At 60.8% G+C, this 20,467-nt stretch carries 18 protein-coding genes and 2 pseudogenes; 10 read left to right on the forward strand and 10 right to left on the reverse strand.

Translation table 11 applies throughout. The features are described from left to right. Positions 1-3: 3 nt before the first annotated feature. From EJO66_RS30250 to EJO66_RS30285, 8 genes and pseudogenes are all read left to right on the forward strand, one after another. Entirely contained in the window at positions 4-1,098 is a 1,095-nt protein-coding gene (locus tag EJO66_RS30250; protein ID WP_125966972.1) for a maleylacetate reductase, read from the forward strand. Between the two features lie 46 nt (positions 1,099-1,144). Then, positions 1,145-1,531 carry a RidA family protein gene (locus tag EJO66_RS30255; RefSeq protein WP_125966973.1) on the forward strand — a complete coding sequence of 129 codons (387 nt, stop codon included), beginning with the start codon at positions 1,145-1,147 and terminating at the stop codon, positions 1,529-1,531. Between the two features lie 305 nt (positions 1,532-1,836). Beyond that, entirely contained in the window at positions 1,837-2,142 is a 306-nt protein-coding gene (locus EJO66_RS30260; RefSeq protein WP_125966974.1) for a YciI family protein, read from the forward strand. Positions 2,143-2,145: 3 nt separating this feature from the next. Next, on the forward strand, positions 2,146-2,472 hold the full coding sequence (locus tag EJO66_RS30265) for a Dabb family protein (protein WP_206168909.1): 327 nt from the start codon (positions 2,146-2,148) through the stop codon (positions 2,470-2,472). A 36-nt stretch (positions 2,473-2,508) separates the two neighbouring features. Beyond that, entirely contained in the window at positions 2,509-3,051 is a 543-nt protein-coding gene (locus EJO66_RS30270) for an NADPH-dependent FMN reductase (RefSeq protein WP_125966975.1), read from the forward strand. A gap of 93 nt (positions 3,052-3,144) precedes the next feature. Continuing rightward, positions 3,145-3,510, forward strand: a complete 366-nt coding sequence (locus EJO66_RS30275) for a DoxX family protein (RefSeq protein WP_164547949.1) — start codon at positions 3,145-3,147, stop codon at positions 3,508-3,510. 59 nt (positions 3,511-3,569) lie between these two features. Continuing rightward, positions 3,570-3,689 (forward strand): annotated as a pseudogene (locus EJO66_RS32855) (IS5/IS1182 family transposase); the annotation flags it as partial. 727 nt (positions 3,690-4,416) lie between these two features. Then, positions 4,417-5,781, forward strand: coding sequence for an amidohydrolase family protein (locus EJO66_RS30285; protein WP_276312028.1), 1,365 nt, complete (start codon positions 4,417-4,419; stop codon positions 5,779-5,781). A 430-nt stretch (positions 5,782-6,211) separates the two neighbouring features. On the opposite strand, the pseudogene EJO66_RS30290 reads toward EJO66_RS30285, so the two are convergent. The 7 genes and pseudogenes from EJO66_RS30290 to EJO66_RS30320 all read right to left on the reverse strand — a co-directional run bounded on the left by EJO66_RS30290 (position 6,212) and on the right by EJO66_RS30320 (position 13,684). After that, a pseudogene (locus EJO66_RS30290) lies at positions 6,212-6,973 on the reverse strand (SDR family NAD(P)-dependent oxidoreductase). A 28-nt stretch (positions 6,974-7,001) separates the two neighbouring features. Continuing rightward, on the reverse strand, positions 7,002-7,997 hold the full coding sequence (locus EJO66_RS30295; protein WP_125966978.1) for an acetamidase/formamidase family protein: 996 nt from the start codon (positions 7,995-7,997) through the stop codon (positions 7,002-7,004). Between the two features lie 51 nt (positions 7,998-8,048). Next, positions 8,049-8,783: an urea ABC transporter ATP-binding subunit UrtE gene (gene urtE / locus EJO66_RS30300; RefSeq protein ID WP_125966979.1), complete on the reverse strand. Its 735-nt coding sequence runs from the start codon at positions 8,781-8,783 to the stop codon at positions 8,049-8,051. 5 nt (positions 8,784-8,788) lie between these two features. Further along, the gene (urtD, locus tag EJO66_RS30305) at positions 8,789-9,535 is read right to left on the reverse strand and encodes an urea ABC transporter ATP-binding protein UrtD (RefSeq protein WP_125966980.1); all 747 of its coding nucleotides are present in this window, start codon (positions 9,533-9,535) and stop codon (positions 8,789-8,791) included. Next, positions 9,532-10,629, reverse strand: a complete 1,098-nt coding sequence (gene urtC, locus EJO66_RS30310) for an urea ABC transporter permease subunit UrtC (protein WP_125966981.1) — start codon at positions 10,627-10,629, stop codon at positions 9,532-9,534. Before urtC ends, urtD begins: the two co-directional genes overlap by 4 nt. A gap of 3 nt (positions 10,630-10,632) precedes the next feature. Next, positions 10,633-12,285 (reverse strand): urea ABC transporter permease subunit UrtB, encoded by a 1,653-nt coding sequence (urtB, locus tag EJO66_RS30315; RefSeq protein WP_125966982.1) that lies wholly within the window; start codon positions 12,283-12,285, stop codon positions 10,633-10,635. A 61-nt stretch (positions 12,286-12,346) separates the two neighbouring features. Further along, complete coding sequence (locus EJO66_RS30320) at positions 12,347-13,684, reverse strand: urea ABC transporter substrate-binding protein (protein ID WP_240648901.1); 1,338 nt, start codon at positions 13,682-13,684, stop codon at positions 12,347-12,349. Positions 13,685-13,969: 285 nt separating this feature from the next. Here EJO66_RS30320 and EJO66_RS30325 point away from each other — a divergent pair, with 285 nt between their 5' ends. Beyond that, on the forward strand, positions 13,970-15,145 hold the full coding sequence (locus EJO66_RS30325) for a transporter substrate-binding domain-containing protein (protein WP_125966984.1): 1,176 nt from the start codon (positions 13,970-13,972) through the stop codon (positions 15,143-15,145). Beyond that, positions 15,142-15,744, forward strand: coding sequence for an ANTAR domain-containing response regulator (locus EJO66_RS30330; protein WP_125966985.1), 603 nt, complete (start codon positions 15,142-15,144; stop codon positions 15,742-15,744). The genes EJO66_RS30325 and EJO66_RS30330 overlap by 4 nt, the downstream gene beginning before the upstream one ends. 327 nt (positions 15,745-16,071) lie before the next feature. Here the strand turns inward: EJO66_RS30330 and EJO66_RS30335 are convergent, their stop codons facing one another. The 3 genes from EJO66_RS30335 to EJO66_RS30345 form a co-directional block, all read right to left on the reverse strand. Further along, positions 16,072-16,872 carry an enoyl-CoA hydratase-related protein gene (locus tag EJO66_RS30335; protein ID WP_125966986.1) on the reverse strand — a complete coding sequence of 267 codons (801 nt, stop codon included), beginning with the start codon at positions 16,870-16,872 and terminating at the stop codon, positions 16,072-16,074. Beyond that, positions 16,869-17,852, reverse strand: coding sequence for a Bug family tripartite tricarboxylate transporter substrate binding protein (locus EJO66_RS30340; RefSeq protein ID WP_164547950.1), 984 nt, complete (start codon positions 17,850-17,852; stop codon positions 16,869-16,871). The genes EJO66_RS30335 and EJO66_RS30340 overlap by 4 nt, the downstream gene beginning before the upstream one ends. An 83-nt stretch (positions 17,853-17,935) precedes the next feature. After that, complete coding sequence (locus EJO66_RS30345; protein ID WP_125966988.1) at positions 17,936-20,377, reverse strand: CaiB/BaiF CoA transferase family protein; 2,442 nt, start codon at positions 20,375-20,377, stop codon at positions 17,936-17,938. Positions 20,378-20,467: the final 90 nt, after the last annotated feature.

Below are 20,467 nucleotides of genomic sequence, written 5' to 3' on the forward strand. Positions count from 1 at the left end.
GACATGAAGGACTTCGTCTATACCGCACAGCCCTCGCGAGTGGTTTTCGGTGCCGGAAGCCTATCGCACCTCGAGCGGGAGATCGATCTACTGGGCGCCAGGCGGGCGATCGTGCTTTCGACGCCCGAGCAGGCCGAACAGGCCCGCGCGATTGCCGAACGCATCGGCAACCGAGCTGCGGGGGTGTTCGCACGTGCGGTGATGCATGTGCCGATCGAAACCGCGCGGGAAGCCCGTGAGTTCGCGCGTCAGCTCAATGCCGATTGCGCCATTGCGATCGGCGGCGGATCGACGACTGGTCTTGGCAAGGCGATCGCCCTCGAATCGTCCCTCCCCGTGCTTGCAATCCCGACGACATACGCTGGAAGCGAGATGACGCCGATCTATGGCATCACCGAAGCCGGGCTCAAAAAGACTGGCAAGGATCTGCGCGTGTTGCCTCGCACCGTGATCTACGACCCCGAACTCACGCTGACGCTTCCAGTCGGCATGAGCGTCACCAGCGCGATGAACGCCATCGCGCATGCCGCAGAGGGTTTGTACGCACAGGACAGCAATCCGGTCATGGATTTGATGGCCGAGGAAGGAATTCGCGCACTTGCGCAAGCGCTGCCGGGCATCCGGGCGGATGCCACAGAGATAGCGGCCAGGAGCGATGCGCTGTACGGGGCATGGCTGTGCGGCACCGTGCTCGGAACGGTCGGCATGGCGCTGCACCACAAGCTTTGCCACACGCTTGGCGGAACATTCAACTTGCCCCACGCTGAAGTCCATACCGTCGTGCTGCCCCACGCGATAGCCTTCAACTCGACCGCGGCCCCACAAGCAGTCAGACGCATCGAGCGTGCGCTCGGAAAAAATGGGGTGAGTGCGGCGGCTGGCATTTTCGACCTCGCGCAGCAAAGCGGTGCCCCGATGGCATTGAAGGACATTGGCATGCGCCAGGAGGATCTCGACAAGGCAGCTGACCTCGCAGTTGCAAACCCGTATTGGAACCCGCGTCCGATCGGCAGCGCCCAGCGCGCCGAAATCCGCGACCTGCTGCAGCACGCCTATGAGGGCGTGAGGCCGAATTCGATTGGCGCACAAGTGCCTTAACCGCCTGCCTCTCGAGGCAGATTTAACCAACCTTTAGGAGAGCAATATGAAGAGAACCGTCATCCACACGAACAAAGTCCCGCCTGTAAAGGTACCGCTGTCACAAGGCATCAAGGTTGGCGACTGGATCTACACGTCCGGCATGCTCGGCATGGACCCCGCCACGGGGCAACTGGCCGTAGGCGGCATGGAGGCGGAAACGCGCCAGGTCTGTGAGAACCTGAAAGCTGTTCTCGAAGCCGGCGGTTCGTCGCTTCAAGACGTTCACAAAGTCGTCATCTATGTTGCCGACCTTGCGGAAATGCTGCCGATGAACAAGGTGTTCAGTGAGTATTTCCCGAACGATCCGCCGGCGCGTACGACGTTCCAAGCGGCAGCGCTGGTCATGGGCGCACGAGTGGAGATCGAGGCGATCGCCACCGTCAAGGACTGACCTCGAAGACCCACCGACTGCAGCCTTGAGGTTTCAGTCGGTGTTGGACGGAGACGCCGAGATGCCGCAAATGCCCTCAACGTCCAGGCTCCACGGCCTCGATGCGGGGGACTGGACGAGTCGCGGCAAACGAACCCGATCACCGGCGCCGCCGTTCCTCGTCCGATCGCCCTTGTTTGCACCGGAGGAGCGTCAGGGTTGACCGCCGCGCCTTTCACTTTCAGATTCTCCAAAATTGCGAGCGTTAACCCGTCGATCGTGATGTTCCCTGTCCACGGCGCCTGCGACGAGGTGATACCCCCAAAATGCTCTACACATTCTTCCTGCTCGACAAGCCCGGTTCAAAGGAGCTGCGTCTTCAACTTCGACCCGCTCACAAGGCCTATCTGGCCCAGGTGGCCGAACGGATCGCCTTTGCCGGGCCCCTTCTCGCGGACGACGGAACGTCGATGATCGGGAGCCTGCTGTCGATCGACTTCGCCTCCCGGGACGATGCGCATGCATGGCTCGCAAACGAGCCGTTCACACGCGCCGGTGTCTACGCGTCAAGCAGCATCCATGCCTTCGAGAATCTGTGGCCTCAGAAGGCCGGCTTTCCGCCCGCAGAGTGAGTCATGGAAAGCAATGTGATCAAACACATCGTCATGTGGAAGCTGTGCGGCGAAACGCCTGAGCAGCGCCGCCAGAACGCGAACCAGCTCGTGGAGAGCTTCCATAGCCTTCGCGGCCGAGTGCCTGGTCTTCTCCACCTGGAGGTCGGAATCGACACAAGCGGCGTGGACTACGCATGCGACGTCGTGCTGTACAGCGAATTCGCCTCTCAAGCGGCACTGGAGGCCTACGCGAGCCACCCCGAACACCTGCGTGTAAAGCGCGAGCTCGGCAATCTGCGCATCACGCGCCATCAGGTGGACTACTCCACTACGACACACGCGGCTTAGCTCCGCAGACGTCGCTTACTTTCAATTGGAAATCCGATGAATATTCTTGGCCTGTCCGGCAGCCTCCGCGCCGGCTCTTACAACACACTGGCACTCAAAGCGGCTCAGAAGCTCGCACCCGCAGGAGTCGTGGTTGAAATCGCAACCATCGGCGATATTCCCATGTACAACGACGACCAGCGCGCTCAGGGGGAACCCGCCGCTGTTGCCGCGCTGAAGGAAAAAGTGCGCCAAGCGGATGGAGTGCTGATTGCCACACCGGAATACAACTTCTCTATCCCTGGAGTACTGAAGAACACCCTCGACTGGATGTCGCGCCCGCCAGAGCCGCCGTTCATCGGAAAAATTGTCGGCATCATCGGCGCAAGTCCAGGGCCAGTCGGCACAGCGCGCGTGCAGTACGACCTGCGGAAGGTCATGGTGTTCATGGATGCGTTCACGGTGAACAAACCCGAGGTGTTCATCAATCATTGCGCGGGCAAGTTCGACGCGCAAGGACAGTTCACCGATGAGGCTGGCGGCAAACTCATCGTTGATTTGCTGCTCGCCATGCAGGACCTGAAGCGGCGGCTTGGCTAAGCCCTGAGCGGCCACGCCGCTCGCGCACCGTCGCGCTTCTACGGCAGCACTCGTCTCGCAAACAACCAAGACAGCCAACTGAAACACATGAATATGGACCAAATCATCGCAACTGATCCAATACGGCTGCTCTCCATCCTCTGCGGATTGATGTTCATCCCGCACAGCGTTGCGAAGTTCACCGCGCGCCAGGCCGTCAACAAGGTCTTCGAATCCGCAGGGCTGCGTCCAGTGGCCTTCTTCGTCATCTTGTCGCTGATCATTGAGCTCATTGCAGCCATCGGTCTCGTGTTCAATGTACTGCAGCCATACGCTTCGTGGCTAGGTGCAATGTTCATGCTCGCTGCGGGAGCGGCCTCGTACAAGATTTCAGGCGGCAAATGGAACTGGAGCTTGGGGGGCTGCGAACTGCATGTCTTCTGGGCGCTATGCATGATGATCGTCGCCGTCCATAGCTAGGGAAGGTCTGATCGAGTCCGCCGACAGAAGATCTGAATGTTGATCAAGCAGCGCCGATGATGAGCCAGATCAGTTCTTCGGATGCCGAGCATGCGGGCAAGAGAAAGAGGACGCGTCGGACAGTCTTCCTCACCGAGATGGAGCTGGTGGTGCCCTGGAAAGCACTGCTTAAAGTCATCTAACCACACTATCCGCCTCCGGTGCGCTTGTCGGTGGTGTCACGGACGAACCGTTCGACTATGCCCAGTGCGTGCCGCTGATTGGCTGCTCGTGCAGGGTGATGTGCAAGATGAGCGACTCCGGCCGGGTCGTCTCCGGGGCGCCTCAAGTGCGGCGCATCTTTGCAAAGCGCATCGATGCCCCGTCCGGGAAGCGTTGCCGCCATAGCGCGATCTCGCACTGGTCCAGCCCGGCCTCCACAGGCGATGCACTTGTTCTGCAGGCCCTGCTCCACCAGCAAGATCACATGCGCCCGCAACCGCAATCGAGCCTCCACTCGTCGGCCCATCTGCCAGAACATGGAGCTCTCTCTCGCTGTGCTCATTCAGTCCGATCGTCTTGACAACTCGTATCGCTCCAGCCTCCTGGATCCACAGAGTATTTAAGACTCCCGCGCTCGGCAACTTTGATGAGAAGAGCATTCGGTGAATCGATTCATTCTTCCGATTCACGTAAATCTAAATTCCAAGTTTTGCGCTTTTCTTAAGAATGTGGAAATCATAAATTTCGTCTCATGGGGCCAGTCAAGGCACATTTTCATCCCCGTCCAACCCATACGATCATGAGGACAACATGAGCTCTGCCATTACGCGCCGTACTGCGCTTAGATTTGCTGCGGCAACATGCCTGACTGGAGGCGTTGCTGCCTGCGGAGGCGCTGAAGCCTCCGATCTAGGCCTTCCACTGGTGGGGCCGCTGGCACCAGCCCCTCGCAGGATTCTGATTCGAGGCGCCACGATCGTCAGCATGGATGCCAAGGTCGGCAATTTGACCAAGGGCGATATCCTGATTGCCGATGGCACCATTGCCGCCATCGGCTCGCAGTTGGATGCTGGTGATGCCGAAGTGATCGACGCCGCGGACATGATCGCCATTCCGGGCATGGTCGATACCCATCGCCATTCCTGGGAAGGTCAGCTGCGCCGCATTAACCCCAATGCGGCAACGCTTGGGGACTATAGCAACGCCACCCACCTCTCATTTGCCAAATACTACCGTCCGCGTGACATCTACGTAGGCAACATGATCACGGCGCTGGGTTGCATCGATGCCGGTATCACCACCGTGGTCGACGATTCCCACAACAGCCGTACGGCCGCGCACTCCGACGCCGCAGTTGACGCACTGCTCGAGTCAGGCATCCGGGCGGTGCACGTCACCGGGGCACCAGTCGCCGGCGACTGGGACAAGGCACATTGGCCGGGCAACCTTGCACGCCTACACGCCAAGTACCTCGCCAACAAGCCTGCAGGCTTGTTGACACTGGGCGTGATGGACGCTTTTCCGAAGCTCGAAACGGACCAGTGGGCCGTTGCACGGGAACTGGGCGCTGTCATCGTGACAGAGTTCATTGGCGCCGACCTGGCAGCCCAGCTCCCGGACCTGCACCGCAAGGGGCTGCTGCGTAGCGACAACATCTTCAACCACTGCATCGGACTGCCGGAATCCGCCTGGAACATCTTGCGCGAGGCAGGTGTGCGCGTCAGTGTGACCCCACGTTCGGATGCCCACTACGGAATCGAGGATGGCATGAATGCGTGGCAGAAGGCGCTCGAGCACGGCATTCGTCCTGGCCTCAGTGTCGACAACGAGACCTCCTACAGCGGTGACATGTTCATGGAAATGCGCGTGGCCTTCTACCTGCGACGGGCCCTGGGACACGGTGGCAATCCCGATGTGGCGGCGTCAACCAATGCCTCCCGGTTGTTGCAAGCTGCCACGATCGACGGCGCCGCAACCGCGGGACTGGAAAAGCGCACTGGCAGCCTGACGCCGGGCAAGCAGGCCGACGTGGTTCTGATCCGCACAAAGGACCTCAACATCTACCCGGTTAACAACGCGATCGGTACCGTGGTGCACGCGGCTGAGCGCAGCAATGTCGATACCGTCATCATCGGGGGGCGGCTGCGCAAACGCGATGGTGTCGTGCTGGGCGTGGACCAGGCAAAGCTGCGCTCCGCGATCGACGAGTCCCGCGCTTATCTGTTCAATGCCGCCGGTTACCAGCCGGATCCGTTTTCGGAATCGTTCAAGCCGCTTGAGCGTACGTAGGCAGCGCCTGATTAATGCGCTACTGCTACTGTTACCAATCGCTTTGCAGACCGCCTTGAATGGTCTGCTTGTGCGGGGCATCGGTGGCAGCTCTCTGACTGGGTCGCAGGTGTCTCTCGTCATCGGCGCGCTCTGTCTGGCTGTGATCGCGCTACTTCGTGCGCTACCGTGGCTTCATCATGGAAGCGCTGATCAGCGCGGTGATTTTGGATCGTGCGCCGTTGTTGGATGACCATTGGGTGCGATGTCGGAGGGATGAAGCGCCCTATCGGCTTCTCGAAGTGCCGTTTTGCGCCTCGCGGGCGTACCTATGCCCGCGAGCCACAAAGTAGTGGATGCCTGCCCGCTTATTGCTGATGTCGCCGTCTCAGCGGCCGCATCCACCGTTGGGGACAAAAGAAACCGCATTCAGTGACTGGCAAGCGTTGCGTCACAGTTGAACTCCACGGGTCAGCGCTCCATCAACTACCAAGTTGGTGCCAGTAATGAAGCTCGCAGCCGGACTGGCAAGAAACACCGCTGCATTGGCCATTTCCTGAGGGGTTCCCATCCGCCCTGTCGGATTCAATGCAAGGGCCTCCGCAAACAGCTTGGGATTGCCTGTTTCGATCTGCTTCCAGACACCGCCTAGGAAGTATGTGTTTCCCGGTGAGACGGAGTTGGCGCGGATGCCCTTGCCCGCCAAATGAAAAGCCAAGCCTTGTGTTTAGTGCACGATCGCGGCCTTGAAGGCGCCGTACGGGCCAGAGGCAAAGTCGATCTCTCGCGCCGACAAACTGGCGATGGTGACCACGGCCGGGTGCGCACTCTTTTCCACCGAAGGCATGGCTGCCTCCACCAGACGGACCGTGCCCATCAAGTCCACCTCGAACCCGCTGCGCCAGGCAGCTTCGCCATGCGAGATGGCGAGCGCACTGACATTGGCGACGACGATGTCGATGCCGCCGAAGTCGGCGTCGACCTCGGCCACCCAAGCTTTGAGTGCGTCACCATCGCCCACATCCAACGCATGGCCCCGAACCACCGCGCCGCCGGCCGAAAGCTCGGCCTGCACTTGCGTCACCTCGGCACCGTGGCGCGCGCAGAAGGCGACCTTTGCGCCTTCGGCCAGAAGCGTTTCGACGATCGCTCGTCCAATGCCCTTGGTGCCGCCGGTGACGACCGCTTTCAATCCTTGCAATCGCAGGTCCACATCGATCTCCAATGTTTGAGCAACGGATTCAAGCCAGATCAGCGAGGTACTTCTTTTCCACGCCGGCAGCCACGGAGTACTTCGGGTCCACAAAGTTGCCCAAGCGAACCTTGCCGCACTGGCTGAGCATCATGTAGGCATCCCATTGGTCGTAGCCGTACTCCTGAGCCATCCAGAGCACCAGCTCACGGTAGGCGATGCGGGTAGCGTCCTCGAGCGGACGCGCACTGCCGATCACCATGATTTTGTCCTCGGTCTCCAGGCGGGGCCAGTCGATCTCCCAAGCCTTGATGAGGTCCACGTGGATCGTGGTTCTGCTGGCGTATTCCACCGCCGTGCCGCAGACCTCGCCGTCGCCCTGGCAGGCGTGCGCATCGCCGATGAACAGCCGCGCGCCAGGCGAACGAACCGGCAGGTAGGTGATGCTGCCCGGCCCCATGTCGGGGATGTCCATGTTTCCCCCGTGATTGTCGGGGGTGAGCGAATTGATGGAGTCGATCTCGGGCGAGAGGCTCAGGGTGCCAATGTGTGGCCGGTAGGGCAGCGTGACGCGTCGGCTCCAGTACACGCCCTCTTCATCCAAGTCGATCTTGCGAGTGATCTCCGGCAGTGGATCGTTGAGCAGTGCCGTGAAGTCCGTGGCTGCGAGTCCGCCGAAGCGCGGGATCAGGCAACAAGTGCCTCGGGGGTTGGTGCCACGCGGCAACATCGACTCGATGTAGACCGCTACCACGTCGCCCTTTTCAGCACCCTCGATCATGATCGGTCCGCTTTGGGGATTGAGGAACGGCACTCGCAGCTTCTGGCTTGGGAGATCCTTTTCGGTCTGGATCTTCCCGTCGAACGCATCACGGGTGTCCACGACGATACGGTCACCCGGCACGACTTGCATCACCGGCTGCGAGTAGGGGCCGATCGTGTAGTGAAAGGTGCCTTGACGGGCCTCGCTCAGCTCATGAGTCTGCCCCACTTGACCGCGGGCGACACCTCGCATGTGCATGATCGATTGTTTGAGCCAGTCCATTTTTTTCCTTACTGTGGTTAAGTTGAAATTGGGGATGGTCTGCCGGGGTGGTCAGACCGAAATCAGGGAACGAATGTCGGTAGCCGCCATGTCACGGCCTTCACCACTGGCCACGACTTGTCCCCGCACTAGCACGGTGAAACGGTCGGCCACCGACTCGGCAAAGTCGACGTATTGCTCCACCAGAAGAATCGACAACTGCCCCTTGAGCGAGGCGATGACGGCCTGGATCTCCTGCACGATGGAGGGCTGGATGCCTTCCGTGGGTTCGTCGAGGATCAGCAGCCTTGGCTGGGTCAGCAGCGCCCGTGCAATAGCCAACTGCTGTTGTTGCCCGCCCGAGAGATTCCCGGCCAATCGCCGCCCCATGCTCTTGAGCACGGGAAACAGGTTCACGACGTCTTCGTAGGTGTGGCGAGGCCGGCGATCCTGTCCGGCACCGTCTCCGGGCCTTCCCGGCCTGCGCCGCCGCTCAGCGGTGATCTCACCCACGAGCAGGTTTTCACGCACGGTAAGTTCCGGAAACACCTCGCGGCCCTGAGGCACGTAGCCCATGCCTGCCTGCGCCCGGGCTTCGGGTGTCCAGGATGCAACCTCCTGACCACCCAACGTCACCTGGCCCGAACGAATGGGTAGCAGCCCCATGAGACAGCGCAACAGGGTGGTTTTACCGACGCCGTTGCGCCCTAGCAGCACCGTGCAGCCGCCGTCGGCCACCTGGAGTCTCACCTGCCGCAAGACGTGGCTGCTGCCGTAGTACTGGTTCAGTCCTTCAATCTTGAGCATCACCATCACCTTCCCAGATAGACCTGGATGACCTTCGGGTTGGTCCGCACCGCCTGCATCGACCCTTCGCCCAGCAGGCGACCTTCGTGCAGCACGCTCACCAGGTCGGCCACGCGATCGACAAACTCCATATCGTGTTCGACGACCACGATGGCCCTGTCGGGGGATCGCAGCGAGGCAATCAACTCGACCGTTCGCTCGGACTCCGCCTCGGTCATGCCCGCCACTGGCTCGTCGAGCAACAACACCTTGGGCTCGGCCACCAGCAACATGCCGATCTCCAGCCACTGCTTTTGCCCGTGCGAGAGTTCAGCTGCCTTGCGCTGGCGATCTTCCTGCAATCCAATCGTCACGAGCACCTCTTCGATGCGCTCCCGCTGCGCCACGCTCAGCCGCGACATCACCATCTCACCCCAGCCCAACCCGCGCCGCACAGCCAGTTCGAGGTTCTGCGCCACCGGCAATGCCTCGAAGACGCTGGGTTTCTGGAACTTACGCCCGATGCCGCTGCGGGCGATCTCCGCCTCACCGCGCGTGGCCAGATCCAGCTTGCGGTCCAGAAAAACCTCGCCACTGTTGGGCCGTGTCTTACCGGTGATGACGTCCATCAAGGTGGTCTTGCCAGCACCGTTCGGCCCGATCAGAGCGCGTGATTCGCCGTAACGAATTTCCAGTGTGAGATCGGTGATGGCAGCAAAGCCGCCGAAACGAACGTTCAGCCCGTTGATGTACAAGGCGATCGTCTGGCTCATGACGCAGCCTTCCAGGTACGCAACTGCTGCACACCACCCCACAGCCCGTTCTGCAAGGTCACCGTAATGAGCAGCGTGATGCCAGCCAGCACGAAAGGCCAAGCGCTGGGAATCTCGGCGCTCAACCAGAACTTGAGGCAGCTGAGGATGACCGCCCCGAGCACCGCACCGGTCAGTGTTCCACGCCCACCGATGGCCACCCACACCGCGATCTCGACCGAGAGCGTGGGCGAAACGATGCCTGGATTGATGATTCCGACCTGGGGCACGTACAGCATGCCGGCCAGCGCGGCTACGGCAGCCGACAGGCACCAAGCTGCGAGCTTGATGCGGTCGGTCCTGAAACCCAGGAAGCGCAACCGCGCCTCATCGTCCCGCACGGCCACCATGGCTTGCCCGAAGCTGGACAGTGCCAGCCAGCGCAACAGAAAGAACACCGCCGCCAGCACGACAGCCGACAAACTGGCCAACGCCACCTGGGTCGATTCGTGGGCCAAGTTGAAGCCGGCCAGCAGCGTGAAACCCGTCAAGCCGTTGTTGCCACCAAGACCCAGGTCGTTGTTGAACAGCAGGAGCATCAACGCGTACGTCAAAGCCTGGGTGATGATGGAGAAATACACACCGTTGATGCGGGACCGGAACGCTGCCAGCCCGACCACGCCGCCCACCAGCACCGCCAGCACAAGACCTAAGAGCAGGGCCATGGGGAGATCGGCAAAAGGCTTCAGCGCCGTCGGGAATGTGCTCCACCCCATGAACTGCATGAAGTCAGGCAACACCTTCGTGTCTGCATAGGCCGAGTTGAGAAGGTGGAACCCCATCACGTAGCCACCGATGCCGAAGAAGATGCCGTGTCCCAGGCTCAACACGCCCAATAGACCCCATACGAAGTCCAGCGCCAGCGCCAGCAGCGCGAAGCACATCATCTGCCCCACCAGATTTACGACGAACAAGGACAGATGCAGCGGGTGGCCAGGGGAAAAGACTGCGTTGAAGAGCGGTAGCGCAAGCGCCACGCACACCAGCAGGGCAGGCAAGCCGATGCGGCTGGCTGGGCGAAAAGGGGATCGAAGGGAAAGGACGGACTTCTGCATGGTTCAACCCCGGGTCTTGAGCGCAAAGAGGCCTTGCGGGCGGCGCTGGATGATCAAAACGATGAGCAGCAGGACGGCCACCTTGGCGGCCACAGCGCCATGGAATGGTTCGATCAACTGGTTGACCTCGCCCAGGATCAGTGAGGACACGGCCGTTCCCACCAAGCTCCCTGCCCCGCCGAGCACCACCACCATGAAGGCATCGATCACGAAGCTGGTGCCCATCGAGGGATTCACGCTGGCGATCTGGGTGAGCACAACGCCAGCCAGGCCGGCCAGGCCGCTGCCCAGGCCGAACGCCAGACGGTCGATGGAGGGTGCAGGAATTCCCAGTGCCCGCGCGGTATCGCGTCGCTGCGTGGTGGCGCGGATCAACAGACCGAACCGTGTTTGGCGGATCAGTCCATAGGCGGCCGCAAAGATCACCAGCCCCAGCGCAATGGCGAACACGCGATTCCAAGTGACAAAGAAACCGGGATACAGCTGCACCCCTCCCTGCAAGAACGACGGCGTGATGAACTCGACGTTCTGTGAGCCGAAGAGAATCTGCACCAGCTTGATCAGGGCGATGCTGACCGCCCAGGTCGCCAGCAGCGTCTCCAGCGGCCGCTTGTAGAGGTGGCGGATGATGGTCATCTCGAGCAAGATCCCGATCAGCGCGCACACGACGAAGGCAAAGGGAATGGCGACGAACACGTACGCATCGAACCAGCCGGGTGCGTAGGCCTGTAGCCATTTCTCGATCACGAAGGTGGCATACGCACCGATCATGATGAATTCGCCGTGCGCAAGATTGATCACACCGAGCAAGCCGAACACGATCGACAGCCCCAGGGCGGTGATGAGAAGCACCCCCGCATAGCTCAGGCCGCTGAAGATGATCGAAGCTGCCTTTCCCACCTCCAGTGCACGATTGATCTGCGACAGTGACTGCGTGAGTACCGTGCGCTCGCCGGGACTCATATCCGGGCGATCCTCCTGGTACTTTTGCAAGAGCGTGCGTGTGCTTTCGCTGGGCGCATTGCCCATGGCGCGTATGGCTTGGACGCGAACTTCGACAGATTCGCTGGCGAGGCTGCGCTTGGCCAGGGCCAGCTCAAGCGTCGCCATGACTTCGGGGTCCGCGGCCTTGGACAGTGCCAATCGCACGAGAGGCTCGTTGATCTGCGCATACGCCTGACTCATGCGCTGGGCCGCTGTCCGGCGAACGAGCACATCGGGACTGAAAAGCTCAATCTCTGCCTGCGACGTTTTCAGCAGTCGTGCCAACACCAGCGTTGGCACCATGGGTAGCTCGTCGACGGTCTCCGTGACTGGTTCAAGCGTGGCTGCGTCCACAAGGCCATGGTCCACCTTGAACACCGGGGCACCTTGCTCGCGGCAGATCAACGCTACTGCTTGAAGCCGCTCCAGAAATGTCTTGCCCCAGGCAGCGTCATCCGAAGAAGTGCCAACAACCGCTTGAACGATGCGATCCAAAGCGCTCCGATACGACGCCGGATCGGTACAGATGGACACGGCGATGGAGCTGCGCTCTTGCACGGGCATGGCAGCCTGCGCCTGCAGCAGCGGTGCGCACAGGCACGCGACCATCAAATGCTGGAACCAGGGGCCCCACCGCACGAATCCGCGCGAGCGGTCGAACAGAGACTTCATGAAAACGCTCCGCAGTCAGAAGAATCCGACGTGCCACGCACGTCGGCTACACGCCGGGCAATCACGCCTTGACGAAAGGGCTGTACGGAACCGGAGCGACGATGTCCTTGGACTTCCAGAGAATGTCGAAACCTTGCTTGGCGTTGATCGAACCGATCATGGTGCCGCGCCACAGATACTGATTGGTCGCATCCATCTTCGCGATGTAGCCAGCGGGGTCCGCAACCGCCATGCCCGCCATGGCTTTGCGCACGGCCGCGGGCTCGAACGACTTTGCTTTGGTGGCGGCCTGAGCCCACAGCTGGATGCCCATCACCGTGCTCACCATGGGGTCGATCACCATGTCCGGGCGGTGCTTGAGCTGCTTGGCCTTGACGTAGCTCGCCCAGTCGGACTTGAGCTGACGATTGGCAGGCGTGTCGATATTCTGGAAGTAGCACCAGCAGCTCAGATGCCCCGCCAGCGGTGCGGTGTCCAGGCCTTCGAGATCGCTGTCCACCACGTCCAGGCCAAGGATCGGAATGTCTGTGGCGCGAATGCCCTGGTTGATGGCCTCTTTGAACATGGCAGGGATCGAATCTCCCACCACCGTCAACACCACGATGGCCTGGCCGCCCGGCTGCGCTGCAAAGGCTTTGATGTCGCGCACGATCGACTGGAAGTTCGAGTGGCTGAAAGGAACGTACTGCTCGCGGATAGCGCTTTCGGGCACACCCTTGGTCTTGAGGTAACCCTTGAGCATCTTGTTGATAGTGCGTGGCCAAACGTAGTCGCTGCCCACCATGAAGAAGCGTTTGGCCTCGCCGCCCTGGGGGGTCATCAGGTATTCAACCGCGGGAAGCACAGAGCTGCTGGGCGGAGAGTTGAGGTAGACCACGTTCTTGGACTGCTCCTCGCCCTCGAAGTGCAGCGGGTAGAACAACAGGCTATCCTGCGCCTCCACCACCGGCAGCACTGACTTGCGCGACACCGAGGTCCAGCAACCAAAGATGGCCGCAACCTTCTCGCTGAGGATCAACTGCTTGCTCATCTGCGCATACATCGGCCAGTCACTCGCGGGATCCACCACGACACCTTCGACCTTGCGTCCCATCACGCCACCTTTGGCGTTGATCTGATCGATCGTCATCAGGGAGATGTCCTTCAACAACGACTCGTTGTTAGCCATGGCGCCGGATTGCGAGAACAGCAGGCCCAGCTTGACGGGACCGCTGCCCGAAGGTGTCGCCGCCAGCGCAGTCTGGGAAAGACTGCCAGCCGAGGCCGCCACGACACCCGAGCCCACTGCAGACAGGAAATTGCGTCTTTTCATTGCTTCACTCCGACCGAAGAAATTCGCAAACAAAAAAAAGAGCCCGCACCCCTTGCGGGGTTCGGGCTCTTTTGCCGTTGTCGCCATGGACGCCTTTGTCCGCAGCAACGTGTCCTGGGTGCTTGACGATGGTGCGCAATCCAAAGACTCTTTCCACGATGCAAGCGGCGTGCCACCCTTTGACATGGCTGCAGGTGGACAGTCCTCACGTTATGCATCTTCTGTCCGTCTGCCCCATAGCTGGAAACGCTGGGAGCCGGTGGCTCACTTCTTGCGCCGGGAACTGCTTCATGGCGGCATGCACCGCATACACGCACCCACACCGCACCATCGCGGTGCTGCACGGTGAATCTGTACAGCACATCCATACACATGGCACCCATAGAGATCGGCGTTCTTTATTCCTCAACCGGCGTTACGGCAGCTGTCGAGGAGACGCAGCGCAGAGCCGTATTGATGGCCATGGAGCTCATCAACGACGCCGGCGGCGTGCTCGGCCGGGAGATCATCCCGGTGTGTGTCGACCCCGCCTCCAACCCGCGCCTGTATGGGCAGTTGAGTGAGCAACTCATCATCGAACGCGGCATTCGTCTGTTCATGGGTTGCTACATGTCGAGCAGCCGAAAGGCCGTCATTCCGATGGTGGAGCGCCATGACGCACTGCTGTTCTATGGCACCGCCTACGAGGGCTTCGAGTTCAGCCGCAATGTGTTCTACGGCGGCGCTGTGCCCAACCAGAACATCTTGCCGCTGGCGGGCTACATGCTTGAACGCCATGGCAGCCGCGTCGCCCTGATCGGATCAGACTACGTGTGCCCCCACGAAGCCAACCGCGTGATGAGCGAACTCATCCACGAGCGTGGCGGCAGCAAGGCCTTGGAAGCCTACCTGCCACTTGATGCCAGTGCGCATGACTACGAAGCTCTGGCCCAGGCCATCCAGCGCAGTGGTGCCGATTTCATTTACTCCACCGTGGTGGGGGAAGGCATGGCCCGGCTGCACCGAGCCCTGGACCGTGCCGGCGTCGATCGTCAAGTGACGCCGATCGCCAGCCACATGAGCTGCGAGGCCGACGTCCAGGCCATGGGCGCCGAACTGGCCGAGGGGCTGATCACCTGTTCGACCTACTTCGAGTCAGTGAACACGGAAGCCAACCGCGAGGCCATCCAGCGTTATCGCCAGCGTTTCGGGGCCGACGCGCGCACAAACTCCTGCTGGGAGGCGGCTTACGTGCAAACCCATTTGCTCGCCCAAGCCATGAGCACGTGCGGCAGCACGGAGCCGGTTCATATCTCGCGCGCCATGGCGGGCCTGGAAATGAACGCACCCCAAGGGCGGATCCGCGTGGACGGCAACAACCACCACACCCACCTGAACCCCCGCATCGGACGTTGCAACGCCAACGGCAGTTTCGACATCCTGGCGGAAGCGCCCGAACCCGTGATCGCGGACCCTTACGTTATGTCGCACATCCCGCCTGCATGGGCAGGTCGCTCGCAACCGCGATACAACGGCGCAGCAGGCAAGGTCGCAGTGGGGGCCGCATGACGAGGATCAACGACAGCCAGGCCATTTTCAAGGACATCCGCCTGCTGCGGCTGTTGGTGGTCCACCCCGATGACGGAGATCGGGAGGAGCTCACGGCCCAGCTTTCGCGCATCGGGTGTTCGTTTACCTGCGCATGGCCTCTGTTGGAAACACTGCCGCAAGGTACTGACATGGTGCTCATGTCCGTTCACCCGGATACGCTGTCGCAACCCTGCCCGTGGCTCGAAAGGCCGAATTCACCTCCCGTCATTCCCATCGTTGCGTTCGAGAATCCAATCACCCTTGCGGCGGTGTTGCACTTGAACGCATTCACGACGATTGCTTCGCCCGTGAGACCTGCTGGCGTACTGACCGCACTCGCACTAACACTGCACCAGAGTAAGCAACGCCGATCGAGGGAACACTACATCCAGCGCCTGGAGCAGAAGGCGGCCCACCAGCAAGTCATTCACAAAGCCACGCGCGCACTCATGGATGCGCGTCGACTCAAGGAAGACGAGGCCTACGAGGTCCTGCGCGAACGAGCCATGCTGCAACGCGAGCCGATCGAGAGTGTGGCTCGTCAAGTTCTGAAAGCCACCGAAGCGTTGGGTATGTGATCCTGCAGCGCGCGCCCGTCCTCGACGATCGTGAGCCAGGGAAGCGCCCGGCGTGGTGGACTGCTGGTTCACAGCCTTGCCGAGCGCAGCTTGACCGTGAAGCTCACCGCATCGGCGTTCTTCACGTTGGCCAAGTAGATGTTGGCCGCGCTGTTGCCTCCTCGCCGGTGCGCGGTCCGGCTTTTTTATCAGCACGCGCGTGCTGCTCGACTACTGGAGCCTGCGCGCGTCAACGCCGGCTGCGCTCGACTAGCTCCCGCCTCGCAGCAACTCCCAGGCCGAGCGCGAAATTTCCTCATCCGCTAACCCATAGCGCTTTTCGCTGATTTATTTGCCCTGCCAGACCGGCTTGCGCTTCTCCGCAAAAGCCTTGGGCCCTTCGATCCTGTCGGCGCTAGAGTACAGAGCAGCGACCGTCGGCAATTGCTTCTGCTTCGGATACGTTCGATCAATTTCCGGGTCCCACAAGCCGGCGTTTACCAGCGCCTTTGATGCACGGATGGCAAGTGGCGATCCCTTGAGGATTTCTTGTGCCCAGCGAATTGCCACTGGGAGCACTTGGTCCTTGGGTACCACTTCGTTGACAAAGCCCAAAGACTTCGCTTCGGTGGCTCCAACGCGCCGGCTTGTCAAAATGATCCCCATCGCTTGCTTGAGTCCGATCTGCTGTGGCAGACGCAGGAGTCCGCCACAGACTGCAGCCAGCCCAACTTGCGGCTCAGGTAGAGCAAACTCCGCGTGCTCGGCTGCAATGATCAGGTCGCACGCCAAAGCAATCTCGAAGCCTCCACCCAACGCGACGCCGTTCACAGCTGCGATCACGGGTTTTTCAAGTTGATGCCGAGCAGTCAGACCACCGAATCCGCTGGGCGGCCAGGTGTTGTCATTGCCCGCCGCTTGAAACTTCAAGTCATTGCCAGCACAGAACGCTTTGTCGCCTTCTCCGGTGATGATCGCCACCCAGGCTGAAGGATCTGCGGCGAAACGGTCGAACACCTCTTCAAGTTCAAGGCATGCAGGCCGATGCAGTGCGTTTCTTACTTCCTGCCGACAAATCGTGATGAGGGTGATGGGCCCACGATGTTCCACGCGGCAGTACTGCAGTTCCTGAATCGAGGAGGCGTTCATTCCTTCAACCTCGCAACCTTGGAGAGCGCGCGAACGGTCGCTTGGTCGGACTGCAAACGTTTCAAAAAGTCGGCACCCGTACTGCCTACGCCAGTCACACCTAAGGTGGAGACTGACTTCGTGAACTCCGGCGTCTTGACGACGTTCATGGCCGCTCGCTCAAGCTTTTCCAAAACTGCCTTTGGCGTTTTGGCGGGCGCTACGATCCCGTACCAGACGTTGAAGTTCATGTTCTTGACCCCGGCTTCGTCAAAGGTCGGGACATCAGGCAGCAGCGGCAGACGGCTGCTTCCTGTCACTGCCAGGGGACAAATGCGCTTCCCAGTGATGTGGGGCATCGCAACCGGGCTGACGAACGTAAACTGCACCTCGCCACCGATGAGGCCTGTGATTGCAGGTGCCTCGCCTTTGTAGGGGACGTGCAACGCCTTGATGCCGCTGCTCTGTTTGAACATCTCTCCCACGAGATTGCTCGCGCTCCCATAGCCCACCGACGAATAGTTGAGCGCATCCGGCTTGGCGCGTGCCGCCTCGACCAACTGCGCAACAGTCTTCGGGCCATTGCGGCACTCGACGACCAGGAGCCATGGCAGGTCAGTCGCAAGACTGACCATGGCGAAGTCCTTCGCTGGATCAAAGCCGGCCTGGTCGTTCAGCACAGGCTCTGCCGCGAGCGAGGATGTGCTGCCGAACAACAACGTATAGCCGTCGGCTTCAGCTTTGGCGACGAAACGGGTGCCGATGGCGCCAGAGGCTCCCGCTTTGTTATCAACGATGACCGGCGTTTTGAGCTGCGCCTGCAGCCCGCGCGCGACCAGCCGTGCTTGCACGTCGGTGCTTCCACCGGGTGGGAAGGGAACGACGAGAGTGATCGGCTTTGTTGGGTAGTCTTGCGCTGAAGCCGCCAGCGCAAGAGTTCCCAATGTCAAAGCAAGAATGCTCTGTCGCGGCCAGCGTGGTTGATTCTTTTTGATGAACATAACGTGTCTCCTTTTGAGTTGAATTTCAGCCAGCGGGACATCCAGCGATGGCCCTGCAAAACGGGCATGCATTTCAGATCAGGTCAGGTCGATCGGCCGCTGGCCGCCCGCGACTTGCGAAACTCTGGCCTGACCGCCCGGTCTCCTATGACGCCAGCCTCCTGCAGCGCGTCGATTTGGGTCTTGTCGAGGCCCAGCAGATCGCTCAAGACTTCGTGGTTGAACTGGCCGAGCGTCGGTGCTGGACGCAATGGGGGAAGCGTTTCCAGGGAATCGCGATAAGGTGGAGAAGGCTGAGGATGCAAGCCGACCAGTTCCCGGTCGATCCACTGCCAGAAGCCTCTCGCCTTGAGATGAGGGTCGTTCAGCAGTTCCAAGGGTCGACGGCTCACCCCAGCCGGAACACCCGCACGCTGCAGCTCCTCCATCGCCATCTGCGGCGTGCGAGTGGCCGTCCAAGCGGCTATGACATCGTCGATACGGGGAAGCGCCCCGCGCCGCCCTGCCGCAGTGGCCAGCGTGCTATCGCTCGCCAAGTCGGGCCTGGCTATCACTTCGCACAGTTGCAGCCATTTGACGTCGTCGGTGACGGCAACCAATAACCACTCGTCCTTGCCCATGCAGCGGTAGAAGCCGTGGGGCGCATGATGAGGGTGGCGGGTGCCCATTCGGTCAACAACACAGCCATTGGCGGACTGCTCCACGATCCACGGCGCCGCCATGGACATCATGCACTCGACCTGCGAAAGAATGATGCGTTGACCGCACCCAGTCCGCTGCTTGTGAAAGAGTGCCACTAGCAACGCTGACGCCGCATGCAGGCCGCCGATCGGATCGCCGTACGCGATGTGCACCATTGAAGGCGGATCTTCCGGACGCCCGGCCACCATGGGTAGTCCAGAAGCTTGTTCAAGGGTGGAGCCGTAGGCTCGGCATTCCCGCCATGGTCCGTCAGTGCCGAAAGCCGGCATCGACAGCATGATGATTTCCGGATTGGCTTGCTTCAGATCTACGTAGTCAAGACCCAATTTCGAGAGCACGCCAGCAGAATAATTGTCGATAACGACGTCCGCGTCTTTCACGAGCGCCTTCACCAGCTGCCGACCTTCCTCCGTCGTCAGATCGAGTGTGATGCCGCGTTTGCTGCGGCTCAGCACGTTGAAGTAGGGGCTTTTCTCGTACAACCGCTGTTCAAAGACAATCGCACGGTCGTCGACCCCACGCCACCAGTCGGGATATTGGCAAGCCTCAACCTTCACGACGTCGGCACCAAGTTCGGCGAAGTGACGTGTGGCGAGTGGGCCAGCCCAACCCATGGACAGGTCGACAACACGGATGCCAGCCAGCGGCGCGCGTGAATCGCCGCGATCCAGCGGTACTTCGGCGCGTGGTTGTGAAGATTCGCGCCAACGCGCTTCGTCTGCGCACGCCGCGGGAACCGAACCGCCACGCAGCGGCGGCGTGCCCTGCAACCGTAGCGGAGAAGCAGGCTGCTCGTGTGTGCGGCTACCGTGACGAATAGTCTCAAAGACCTCGCGTCGACGATGCTCGGGCGTATTCAGCAATTCTTCGATGCTTGGAACCACAACGAGCGGAAGCATTCTCTGCAGCGCCAGGGAGAACCATTCTTCCGCAGTTTTTTCCAGAAAGCGGGAAACGAAGCGAGCCTCCAGTTCGTCAGCACATTGCAATCGACCGCTGCGCTCCACGAAGCGCGGATCGCTCCCCAAATCTTCCACGCCGAGCATCGAGCAAAAAGTCCTCCACTGGACTGGAGTAACGACGGTCACTCCCACCCAACCACTCTTGCAACGGTAAATACCGAGTGGGAAATTGGGTGAGAAGCGGTTGACTCCCCAACGTTCATCCAGTCCGTTTGTCGCCCAACTCAGCGCGACGTTGTAGTCGGCCAGCGTAATAGCCGCGTCGAACAGCGGCAACTCGAGCCGTCGTCCACGGCGCAAAGGTGCCTGCACGGACGAAAGTGTGGAGATGAACGCGGTCAGTCCGCCGACAAGGCCAGCCTGATAGTCGTACAGCGCAGTTGGCGGGCCTTCATTGGGCCCTACCAATTGGGTGCCACCGGCAAGGGCTCGGCATACTGCGTCGCTGCCACTGAACTCGCTGTACGGACCGTCGTCTCCAAACCAGCTCATGGCGGCGATGACAAGACATGGATTCGACGTTGCGAGCGCTGAATGGTCAACCCCCAGCTCCTGACGCTGAGCCGGCGAAAGCGAATCGATCAGGACGTCAGCCTCGACCAATAGGTTGGCAAGGGCTTCGCGAGAGAGGAGTGCGCTGCGCTTTCGTGTATTGAGAAAGGAGAAAAACGCGCCTTCGCCCTCCCCCTCGCCTGTGTTGATCAAAGGTGCAATGAGGCGCCCTGGGTCGCCGGTAGAGGGCTCCAACTTCACAACGTCCGCGCCGAAATCAGCGAACATGCGAGCGCAAAGGGCACCGGCAGGTAGATCGCCGATTTCTAGCACTCGCAGTTCGGAAAGAGCAGATCGCGCTGACGTCATGCCCCCAGCCCCGTGAGTCGTGCCCCGTCTTGGCGGTCAGACTGGCCATGCCCTGACTGCACGCCCAACGTTGAAAATCTCTTTTGTTTA

It is taken from the genome of Variovorax beijingensis (genome assembly GCF_003951285.1).
Taxonomy (GTDB): domain Bacteria; phylum Pseudomonadota; class Gammaproteobacteria; order Burkholderiales; family Burkholderiaceae_C; genus Variovorax; species Variovorax beijingensis.